The sequence below is a fragment of the Methanoregula sp. genome, assembly GCF_028712425.1.
Taxonomy (GTDB): Archaea; Halobacteriota; Methanomicrobia; order Methanomicrobiales; family Methanospirillaceae; genus Methanoregula.
This window is the reverse complement of record NZ_JAQTQD010000005.1, coordinates 49,339-56,054: the sequence shown is the minus strand read 5'-3', so window position 1 is coordinate 56,054 and position 6,716 is coordinate 49,339. Positions and strand designations below refer to the sequence as shown.

10 protein-coding genes are annotated in these 6,716 nt (G+C 58.8%); 8 read left to right on the top strand and 2 right to left on the bottom strand.

What is annotated here, in order from left to right; translation table 11 throughout:
* On the bottom strand, nucleotides 1-248 hold a 248-nt coding region (locus tag PHF39_RS03895), incomplete at its 3' end, for a hypothetical protein (RefSeq protein ID WP_300220379.1).
* A gap of 166 nt (nucleotides 249-414) precedes the next feature.
* On the opposite strand from PHF39_RS03895, the gene PHF39_RS03890 reads away from it, so the two are divergent.
* From PHF39_RS03890 to PHF39_RS03880, 3 genes are read left to right on the top strand one after another with little or no spacing between them, the layout of a single operon-like run.
* On the top strand, nucleotides 415-969 hold the full coding sequence (locus PHF39_RS03890) for a flavin prenyltransferase UbiX (RefSeq protein WP_300220377.1): 555 nt from the start codon (nucleotides 415-417) through the stop codon (nucleotides 967-969).
* The gene (locus tag PHF39_RS03885; RefSeq protein ID WP_300220375.1) at nucleotides 962-2,197 is read left to right on the top strand and encodes a UbiD family decarboxylase; all 1,236 of its coding nucleotides are present in this window, start codon (nucleotides 962-964) and stop codon (nucleotides 2,195-2,197) included. Before PHF39_RS03890 ends, PHF39_RS03885 begins: the two co-directional genes overlap by 8 nt.
* A 4-nt stretch (nucleotides 2,198-2,201) precedes the next feature.
* Complete coding sequence (locus PHF39_RS03880) at nucleotides 2,202-3,368, top strand: aconitase X catalytic domain-containing protein (RefSeq protein WP_300220373.1); 1,167 nt, start codon at nucleotides 2,202-2,204, stop codon at nucleotides 3,366-3,368.
* Between the two features lie 47 nt (nucleotides 3,369-3,415).
* On the opposite strand, the gene PHF39_RS03875 is transcribed toward PHF39_RS03880, so the two are convergent.
* Nucleotides 3,416-3,745 (bottom strand): hypothetical protein, encoded by a 330-nt coding sequence (locus tag PHF39_RS03875; RefSeq protein WP_300220371.1) that lies wholly within the window; start codon nucleotides 3,743-3,745, stop codon nucleotides 3,416-3,418.
* A gap of 174 nt (nucleotides 3,746-3,919) precedes the next feature.
* On the opposite strand from PHF39_RS03875, the gene PHF39_RS03870 reads away from it, so the two are divergent.
* From PHF39_RS03870 to PHF39_RS03850, 5 genes are all read left to right on the top strand, one after another.
* The gene (locus PHF39_RS03870) at nucleotides 3,920-4,264 is read left to right on the top strand and encodes a hypothetical protein (protein ID WP_300220369.1); all 345 of its coding nucleotides are present in this window, start codon (nucleotides 3,920-3,922) and stop codon (nucleotides 4,262-4,264) included.
* A 103-nt stretch (nucleotides 4,265-4,367) separates the two neighbouring features.
* Nucleotides 4,368-4,586, top strand: a complete 219-nt coding sequence (locus PHF39_RS03865) for an ATP synthase subunit C (RefSeq protein ID WP_015284299.1) — start codon at nucleotides 4,368-4,370, stop codon at nucleotides 4,584-4,586.
* A gap of 180 nt (nucleotides 4,587-4,766) precedes the next feature.
* Nucleotides 4,767-5,324: a V-type ATP synthase subunit E family protein gene (locus PHF39_RS03860; protein WP_300220366.1), complete on the top strand. Its 558-nt coding sequence runs from the start codon at nucleotides 4,767-4,769 to the stop codon at nucleotides 5,322-5,324.
* A gap of 1 nt (nucleotide 5,325) precedes the next feature.
* The gene (locus PHF39_RS03855; protein ID WP_300220364.1) at nucleotides 5,326-6,399 is read left to right on the top strand and encodes a V-type ATPase subunit; all 1,074 of its coding nucleotides are present in this window, start codon (nucleotides 5,326-5,328) and stop codon (nucleotides 6,397-6,399) included.
* The gene (locus tag PHF39_RS03850; protein ID WP_300220363.1) at nucleotides 6,392-6,712 is read left to right on the top strand and encodes a V-type ATP synthase subunit F; all 321 of its coding nucleotides are present in this window, start codon (nucleotides 6,392-6,394) and stop codon (nucleotides 6,710-6,712) included. Before PHF39_RS03855 ends, PHF39_RS03850 begins: the two co-directional genes overlap by 8 nt.
* Nucleotides 6,713-6,716: the final 4 nt, after the last annotated feature.

The following is a 6,716-nucleotide window of genomic DNA, read 5'->3' as shown; positions in this document are numbered from 1 at the left end:
GTTCTGATGAATTCGAGACCTTCATGAGAAGGTCGAGAAAGAGAAGAGCTGCAGGCTCTTCGAACTAGTCGAAAGTCGAAGAACGCTGAAGCGTTCTTCTCCACCTCGGGGTCTGATGACCCCTCGGAACTCGAAACATCCTGAAGGATGTTTCTCGACCTCAAGGCCCTGATGGGCCTCTCGGTTTTCGAAGATTTGCTCTGCAAATCTTCTCGTCTTCCTGGTTCTGATGAATTCGAGACCTTCATGAGAAGGTCGAGAAAGAGAAGAGCTGCAGGCTCTTCGAACTAGTCGAAAGTCGAAGAACGCTGAAGCGTTCTTCTCCACCTCGGGGTCTGATGACCCCTCGGTATCACAAACTCTTTTTCCCCCGCGCTCCGACATTGGTATCACAGGAGAGGCGGTTGTTCTGCTATGAAGAAGGAGATCGTTGTCGGGGTGACGGGGGCGAGCGGGGCTGTCTATGCCCGGCGCCTGCTTGAGGTGCTCTGCAGGGAGGCGCAGGTACATGTCATTGTCTCGGATGTTGCAGCGAAGATTGCGGCCCATGAAGGCGTGTCACTTGAGGGATTCCCTGCAACCTACCATGCAAATGGCAAGCTCTTCGCTTCCATCGCAAGCGGCTCGCATAAGTACGACGGGATGGTGATAATCCCCTGCAGCTCCAAGACGCTCTCTGCCGTAGCCAACGGGTACACGGACAACCTGATCACCCGCACTGCCGATGTCTGCCTCAAGGAAGGACGGAAGTGCATCCTCGTCACCCGCGAGATGCCGCTCTCGAAGATCCATCTGAAGAATATGCTGGCTGCCGAGGAAGCAGGCGCTACCATCATGCCGGCAAGCCCGGGATTTTACCAGCGGCCAAAGACCATCGATGATCTTGTGGACATGGTTGTTGCCCGGGTGCTCGACCACCTTGATATCGAGCATACGCTGGGCGGGCGCTGGGAGGGATACGATGCGTAGTTTCATTGAGAAGATGCGGAAGGCCGGGCTCGTTACAGATGTAAAGGAAGCCGTCTCGCCGGATATGGAAGCACCGAAGATGGCAGCGAAAACGGACAAGCTCCTCTTCTTCCACAATCTCGGCGGTCACAAGGCGGTGATGAACCTGACGGCAAACCGTGCCTCGCTCGCTCTTGCGCTCGGGATCGACGAGAGAGCGATGGTGAAGACCCTTGCGGATGCGCAGTTCAACGGGAAGGTTGTTGAAGATGGGACGCTTACGATGCCGAAGCCGGACCTCACGAAGCTCCCCATCATGCACCACTTCCCGAAAGACGCCGGGAAGTACCTCACCTCCGCCATCGTCTTCTCGCGCTGGGAGGGTGTCGAAAACGGGTCGATCCACCGGATGCAGGTGCTCGATGACCACCGCGTTGTTGCGCGGCTCGTCGAGGGCCGGCATACGCACGTGATGGTGAAGAAAGCCATTGCAAAGGGTGAAAAACTGCCCGTCGCGATCACGATCGGGACGCACCCGGCAGTCACGTTTGCTTCCTGCACGAGGGTGCCGACCGGAAAGGAACTCCCGTATGCCGCGGAGCTGATGGGCGGCACGCTGAAGGTGAAGAAATGCAGCAATGGCGTGCTCGTCCCCGACGCGGAGATCGTGCTCGAAGGATTCATCACGGCCGAGCTCACCGATGAAGGACCGTTCGTCGATATCACCGGGACATACGACCCGATCCGCCGCCAGCACATCATCGAGATCACCGGCATGCACACAAAACCCGACTTCATCTACCACGGCATCCTGCCCGGGGGCGATGAGCATAAGATGCTGATGGGAGCGCCGTACGAGCCGAAGATCTACAAGGCAGTCGCGGGTGTCACTGAAGTGAAGGATGTTCTCCTCACAAAAGGAGGCTGCGGGTACCTCCACGCGGTGATCCAGATCCGGAAGAGCACGCAGGGAGACGGGAAGAATGCAATCATGGCGGCGTTTGCTGCCCACACCTCCCTCAAGCATGTCGTGGTCGTTGACGAGGACATTGATCCCGCAAATCCGCATGAGGTCGAGTACGCCATTGCGACCCGGGTAAGCGGGGACCGGGACATCATGATAATCCAGGGGGTCCGCGGATCGTCACTTGATCCCTGTCAGCTTGAAGACGGGACGAACGTGAAGGTTGGCGTGGACGCGACCATGGTGCTGGGGCGCGAGGACGAGTTCCGCCGCGCAACGTGGTGAGTCCATGCAGCTCGACCGTGACGACGAACGGATCCTTGCCGGTGAGCAGGGCGAAACGAAACAGAAGATGCTCGAGCTCATTGTTGCGCTTGGCAAGGTTTTCGGAGCTGAGCGGCTCGTCCCGATCAGGAGTGCGCAGGTGAGCGGGGCCTCCTACAAGACCATCGGCGAGTACGGCCTCCAGTGGCTGGCCTCGCTTGATGCAAAGGCGGTTGTCCCGGCCGTGCTGAACCCGATTGGCATGCCCCGGGGACGCTGGGAGGAGATGGGTGTGGACCCGGTTTTTGCACAAAAGCAGCAGGCGGTTGTTGCAGCCTACGAGCGGCTCGGCATCGCCCTTGAGTGCACCTGCACGCCCTACTATCTCCGCGAGACCTCGTTTGGGGACCACCTTGCCTGGTCGGAGTCCTCCGCGGTCAGCTATGCAAACTCCGTGATCGGTGCCCGGACCAACCGCGAGGGCGGTCCTGGCGCCCTTGCCGCAGCCATCGTGGGAAAGACCCCGTGCTACGGGCTCCATCTTGAAGAAAAGCGGAAGCCGCAGATCATTGTCCGGGTCGAGGCCGATACCCGCAACTGGGACATAGCCCATTACGGGGCCCTCGGGTATCATGCGGGAAAACTCGTAGGCAACCGGATCCCGTTCTTCTCGGGGCTTGAGTCCGCGACTCCCGAACGGCTCAAGGGGCTCGGGGCGGCAACGGCGGCGACCGGTGCCGTTGCCCTGTACCATGTCGAGGGCGTGACTCCTGAGGCAGCAAAGGGACTTTTCGACCTTTCCGGTCTGGAGGTTATCAACGTCGAGACAGGAGAGGTCGAGCGGTTGTTCAAAGAGATCCCGGTGGACGCGGTTGCCGTGGGCTGCCCGCACTGTTCGCCGCTGGAGCTTGAGGAGATTGCCGGCCTCCTGAGGGGAAAGGTCGTCACCATGCCGTTCTATGTCTTTGCGTCGCAGGGCGTGATTGACCGGAATCAGAAGACCGTGGACCAGATCGAGAAGAGCGGTGCGCGGGTCTTTGCCGACACCTGCATGGTGGTCTCGCCTGTCATGGAACAGTACGAGGCGATCATGGTGAACTCAGGGAAAGCGCTTGCATACGTGCCGGACATGTGCGCCGCGGTTGCCCGGATCGGCACGATCGCCGAGTGCGTTAACGTGGCAACAGAGTGATCCCCCCTTTGGGGAGATCACGGCCACAGATGCTTTTGAATAGTCTCTTACCGTATGGCCAGCAGGATCTTCCGGATCTCTTCCACGGCTTCGGGCGAAGGATTCTTTCCCGGCCGCACTCCGTCACCATAGGAGAGGATCTTCCTGACCGATTCCATGCTCAGGTTCATGAACGGGATTTTGTCCCATACCTTCTGGTCGATCTTGTTCCACGTGCACTGGAGCAGATGAGAGAGGAGCATAATGTCTGCTTCCGAGAGCGACTTCCAATCCGCACCGATCCCCTGCTGCATCAGTTTCATCGAACTCTCGACCGTCTTTCCGCGGTGGACATGGTACAGGCGCCTTCCCAGTTCTGCCTGGGTAACCTCCGGCATACTCTTACCTCCAGCCCCGTTCCGGGGATGATGAGTGAATCCCGCTATGCGCTCATAAATGTTGCGGAGGAGATGCCGGGACAGCAACGTCCGCACTACCAGGTTTGGCCGGGTGGTTCCCGGCAAGGGAAAATGCTATAATCCCGGACAGGATAATTTCCCTGTAAGTGAATTATGCCCTCTACCAGTGAAGAAGAGCTGGGCAGGAGACGGTTCCAGCTCCAGAAAGAACAGGCGATCGAGGCCGCGATCGAGAAGATACGCCGCGCCCCGGATGCCGAATGGGCCTCTTTTTCCGGCACGGACTATACCCGGCTCCGGGAGATCCTTGCCGAGATCTGGATCGGCGTTGACCGCGAGAAGTGGCAGCAATACGCGTTCTCCACCCTCACAAAGGCGGATATCCGCGAACTCCTGACGCTTGGTGGGACTGCACCGGGCCGCGCCATCCCCCGCGCAACCATTGAGGCGATGGATTCGGTCATCTCCCACGCGAAACCTGCAGGAAAGAATGCGTGATACGTCGTGGAAGTCCCGGGATGCCCCCCGGACTTCCCATGAAAACACACAATAACCTTAATATATCCGGGCCCTGTAGGTTCTATCATTGGGAGGTATCGACATGGTTGGTTGGGAAGTCCCTATCGGTGCTGCCATCGCATTCTCCTTTGGTGCGATTGGTACAGGTTGGGCGCAGTCACGCATCGGGGCAGCCGGCGCCGGTGCGATTGCCGAGAAGCCGGAGACCGCCGGAACTATCATCATCTTAGAGGCAATCCCCGAGACGCTGGTCATTCTCGGGTTCGTTGTCGCTTCCATGATCATCCTGATGGTGAAGTGACCTGCACAGACGAATCGACTCCGGTGCGGGATGCCCCGTGAGCAGTGCGTTCCCAAAAAAATTCTTCTCACCCCTTTCCCGGGCCGGGAACCCCGGGAAAGACAGAACTGGCACCTCACCCTGCCGGAGCAGGCATGAGAGGATGGTGATGCCGTGGCCTATGATAATCTTTTGAAATCCGTGGAGGAAAGTGCAGAAGCAAGAGAGCGGGAGCTCCTGCAAAAGGCAGAACAGCAGGCGGAAGCGATCCGCGCTGAGGCAAGGAAACGGGCCGACGAGATCCAGCAGGCCACGATCCGCGATGCAGAACGGTCTGTGGCCATCGAGCGCAACAAGCAGCTCTACCTGGCAAAGGGAGAGATCAAGGAAAAATCCCTCCGGGGCCGGGAGAAGATCTTCCTCTCCGCTTTTAGAGAGGCAGAAAGACGGTTGTCCGGGCTCCGGCAGGACAAACAGTACCCTGCCATCTTCGAACGACTCGCACGGGAGACGGTGAGCGCAATAGGACAAAATCCGTTTGTCCTCCATGTTGACAAGCGTGACCTGGAGCTCTGCCGGGCAACCCTTGCCGCCATGGGTGTCCGCTGCGAGGTCATCCCCGACATCGAGTGCGCCGGCGGCCTTGTTGCAGCATCACCGGACAGCCTTGTCACCATCGCAAACACGGTCGAATCGCGCCTCGAGCGCATCCGTGAGCACAAGCGGCTTTCGATCTACACCATCCTCTCCGGAGGCTGAGATGGACTGGGGGTACATTAATGCCCGGATCCGGGGGATGAAGAGCAGGCTCCTCGACCACCGGACGCTTGACAACCTTATCCTGCAGCCGGACATGGACTCGCTGATAGCCGAGCTCGAGAAGACCGCGTACCGCGAGGACCTCATCGAGGCAAAAGGAAAGTACACGGGAGTCACTGCTGTTGAATATGCCCTCCGGAACAACTTTGTCCGGACGTTCCGGAAGGTCCTGGACTTCTCGAAGGAGAAAGAGGCGCGGCTCTATATCAGCATCTTCCTTCACCGCTGGGATGTGCAGAACATCAAGACGATCCTCCGCGGAAAGAACATCCACGTGACAAACGAGGAGATTGTGGACTGTCTTGTTCCCGTTGGCGAACTGGACGAGGCAACCCTGACCGAGCTGGTCCGGCAACCGGACGTAAAAGCGGTGATTGATCTCCTTGCAACATGGGACATCCGCTGGGCCCGGCCGCTCACAACGGCATTTCCGGAGTTTGCAAAGAGCGGGGATCTCGGGATGCTGGAGTGTGCTCTTGACCGGTTCTACTACAACGACGCGCTCCAGGCAGTCTCTGCAAAAGGGGCAGACAACGCGAAGATCCGCCAGGTGCTCTCGCTTGAGGTTGATGTGGTGAATATCAAGACAATCCTCCGGATGGTGAGGGACCGGATCGCACCCGAAGATGCACAGAAATTCCTGCTCGAAGGAGGACAGGCATTGGATGAGAAGATGATCGCCCGGGTCCTTGTCCTCCCCACGATCGCGGAGGCTGCGGCTATGCTCTCCACAACCTGGTACCCCACGTTACATCCCACGCGCTACCGGTTCCTGGCAACGATCCCGGAGGATGTGCTCCGGGCCCAGAAGATCTCCGTTATCGAGAAGCAGCTGGAGCGGCACCTGGTCCGGGAGGGTGTCGACTCATTCCTTGGCGACCCGCTGAGCGTGGCGTCTCTCATCGGGTATTTCTGGGCCAAGTACAACGAGATAACGAATATCCGGATCATCTCGCGCTGCAAGACGGCCGACTTCCCGGTTGAGAACTTACGGGAGGAGCTGGTCTATGTTTAAGCTGGTCATCGTGACGGACAGCGACCGGGCATCGGGGTTCCGGCTCGCGGGAGCGGAGGTATACGAGGCGGATGACATGGAGGAGGCCCGGGCCGCAATCCCTCCCCTCCTCCACAAGGACGACATCGGGATCGTTGCAGTAAATGAGGAGTACATGCTCGGGCTGGACGAGAAGCTGATGGACCGGATCGAGAAGATGCACCGCCCGCTCATCATCCCGATCCCGTCGAAGAAGAAGGAAGTTGACCGGCGGACGTATATCGAGCGGCTCCTAAGAAAAGCAATCGGGTACAACATCGTGCTGAAAAGGTGATGAT